Source organism: Streptomyces sp. NPDC020742 (assembly GCF_040641675.1).
GTDB lineage: Bacteria > Actinomycetota > Actinomycetes > Streptomycetales > Streptomycetaceae > Streptomyces.
Genome location: NZ_JBFAEA010000056.1, coordinates 1 through 2,703 on the forward strand (window position 1 = coordinate 1; position 2,703 = coordinate 2,703).

The 2,703-nt window shown below is 70.4% G+C and carries 3 protein-coding genes and 1 pseudogene; 1 reads left to right on the plus strand and 3 read right to left on the minus strand.

What is annotated here, in order from left to right; all coding sequences use genetic code 11:
• Positions 1-470, minus strand: a pseudogene (locus AB0G84_RS36140) (two-component sensor histidine kinase); the annotation flags it as partial.
• 5 nt (positions 471-475) lie between these two features.
• The gene (locus AB0G84_RS36145; RefSeq protein ID WP_361330945.1) at positions 476-1,129 is read right to left on the minus strand and encodes a response regulator transcription factor; all 654 of its coding nucleotides are present in this window, start codon (positions 1,127-1,129) and stop codon (positions 476-478) included.
• A gap of 327 nt (positions 1,130-1,456) precedes the next feature.
• Here AB0G84_RS36145 and AB0G84_RS36150 point away from each other — a divergent pair, with 327 nt between their 5' ends.
• Positions 1,457-1,633 (plus strand): hypothetical protein, encoded by a 177-nt coding sequence (locus AB0G84_RS36150; RefSeq protein ID WP_361330948.1) that lies wholly within the window; start codon positions 1,457-1,459, stop codon positions 1,631-1,633.
• 78 nt (positions 1,634-1,711) lie between these two features.
• On the opposite strand, the gene AB0G84_RS36155 is transcribed toward AB0G84_RS36150, so the two are convergent.
• Positions 1,712-2,542, minus strand: a complete 831-nt coding sequence (locus AB0G84_RS36155) for an inositol monophosphatase family protein (RefSeq protein ID WP_361330951.1) — start codon at positions 2,540-2,542, stop codon at positions 1,712-1,714.
• Positions 2,543-2,703: the final 161 nt, after the last annotated feature.

Here is a 2,703-nt window from a genome sequence, read left to right on the forward strand (position 1 = left end):
GTAATCCGCCCCAACGGAGCCAACACCCGCCCCGCCATCGCATACCCGAACGCAAACGCCACCACCGTCAACCCCAACAACGCCAACAACGAACGATTCAGCAGGCTGTTCAGCGCCACCGCACGCTGGTGCTGGAGGCACTGGTTGACGGCCTCCTGGAGGAGCGGCCCCGAGGTCTGGGTGGGCAGGTCGCAGATGTCACTGGTGGACTCGAACTTGCCGCCGAGGATCTTCAGCGGCAGCGCACTGCCGTCGTGCAGCGCGTCCGCTGCGAGCATGTAGATGATCGTCAGCAGCACGATGCCGGCCATCAGGAACATGCCGCCGTACAGCAGCGTCAGGCGTATCCGGATGGTCGGCCGCAGCCACGGGAACGGCCGGACGTGGACCGGGCGGGGGTCCCAGGTCGGCTTGGGCGGCATGGGCGGCGGCGGGGCCGCCGCCTTGGAGAAGGAGGGCAGGGAAGGCATTGCGGTCAGATCCGGTATCCCGAGCCGGGGACGGTGACGATCACTGCGGGCTCGCCCAGCTTGCGGCGCAGTGTCATGACCGTGACCCGTACGACGTTGGTGAACGGGTCGGTGTTCTCGTCCCAGGCCTTCTCCAGGAGCTGCTCGGCCGACACGACCGTGCCCTCGCTGCGCATCAGGACCTCCAGCACCGCGAACTCCTTCGGCGCGAGCTGGACCTCCTTGCCGTCGCGGAAGACCTCGCGGCGGTTGGGGTCGAGCTTGATCCCGGCCCGCTCCAGGACGGGCGGCAGGGCCACCGTCGTCCGCCGGCCCAGGGCGCGCACGCGTGCGGTGAGCTCGGTGAAGGCGAAGGGCTTGGGGAGGTAGTCGTCCGCGCCGATCTCCAGGCCCTCGACCCGGTCGCTGACGTCGCCCGAGGCGGTCAGCATCAGGACCCGGGTGGGCATGCCCAGCTCGACCAGCTTGCGGCAGACGTCGTCGCCGTGGACGACCGGGAGGTCACGGTCGAGCACGACCACGTCGTAGTCGTTGACCGCGATCCGTTCCAGGGCGGCAGCGCCGTCGTAGACCACGTCGACGGCCATGGCCTCCCGGCGCAGTCCGGTGGCCACCGCATCGGCGAGCAGCTGCTCGTCCTCGACGACGAGAACACGCACGTCGCAAGTCCTTCCTCAGGGCCCTTTCGGGCAGGCACAACAATGTTTCAGAGCTCTTCCATCCTGCCCCGAAGAGCCATAAACCGGCGGTAAGAGGGGTGCGCGCGGGTGGAGCGGGGCTCCCGGGGGCCCGACGGCCCGGATTCGTGGGTGGGTTGAGGTTTCCCTGAGGGTCCGCATGGGGAGGACGACTGCACACCCGCGATCACGCCCTGTCTTCATGTGGCGACCGAAGTGCCATGAAGTGATCCATCGCAGGGACCACGCCGTGATCGACCCACCCGTCGGCACACCCCCGTGCCACCGACCCACGACGAGGGGGCGCACATGGACGCGTTCACCGCAGGCATTCTGCAGCGCATAGAGAAGACCGAAGCCGATCTGGACCAGGCCCGCGCTGCGGGCGATGACTTCCTCGCCGAGGTCGAACAGGCCGAGCTCGAGGACCTGCAGCGACTGGCGAACGAGCACGGTGTGCGTTACGGGGCGGTCAGCAACGCCTGACCGCCTCCGGCGTACGGCGACGGCGCCCCGGCACCAGGGGAAGGTGCCGGGGCGCCGTCGTGCCCGGAGGCGGCCGGGTCAGTCGTGCCAGGCGCCCAGCTCGTCCAGCAGGGGCTGGAGCTGCTCGAAGAGGGCCGGGGAGGCGGCCAGCGTCAGCTCGTGGGAGGGCGCGTGGCCGGGGCGGCCCCCGGTGAGCGCGCCGGCCTCGCGGGCGATCAGCGCGCCGGCGGCCAGGTCCCAGGGGTTCAGGCCCCGCTCGTAGTAGGCGTCGAGCCGCCCGCAGGCGACATCGCACAGGTCGATCGCCGCCGAACCGCCCCGGCGGATGTCGCGGACCTGTGGCAGCAGGGTGCGTACCACCTCCGCCTGGGCGGCCCGGCGCTCGGCCAGGTACCCGAAGCCGGTGCCGAGCAGTGCTTGGGAGAGCGGCGGGGAGGGCCGGTGCCGGATCGGCTCGCCGTTGTTGAACGCACCACGGCCCACTACGGCGTGGTAGGTCTCGCCGCGCATCGGGGCGGCGACCACCCCGACGACGACCTCGCCGTCCCGTTCGGCCGCGATCGACACGGCCCAGGACGGCAGGTCGTAGAGGTAGTTGACGGTGCCGTCGACGGGGTCGATGACCCAGCGGATGCCGCTGGTGCCGACCGTACTGGCGCCCTCCTCCCCCAGGAAACCGTCGTCCGGGCGGCGCTCGCCGATGAAGCCGGTGATCAGCTTCTCGGAGGCGAGGTCCATCTCGGTGACGACGTCGATGGGGCTGGACTTGGTGGCGGCCACCCCGAGGTCGGCGGGCCGGCCGTCGCGCAGCAGCACCCCGGCACGGCCGGCGGCCTCCAGGGCGAGGGCGAGAAGTTCGTCGTACAGCGCGTCGGTCTGCGCCAGGTCGGAGTGCAGCGGGTCGGGCACGATACTCCTTGCTCGGACGAGCGGTGGTCGGGCGGGCGTACGGGGTGCCGGGCGGGAGTGCCCCGTCCTAGGCGGTGTCTTCAAATGATCTTGAGTGGTGGATCATGGTCGGGTGATACGTCGCCATGAACTGTCGGATGCAGAGTGGGAGTTTGCCCGGC

Bases quoted from the DNA above. Each gene is read 5' to 3' on its own strand.
- AB0G84_RS36150 (WP_361330948.1), top strand. From the start codon at position 1,457: ATGGACGCGTTCACCGCAGGCATTCTGCAGCGCATAGAGAAGACCGAA.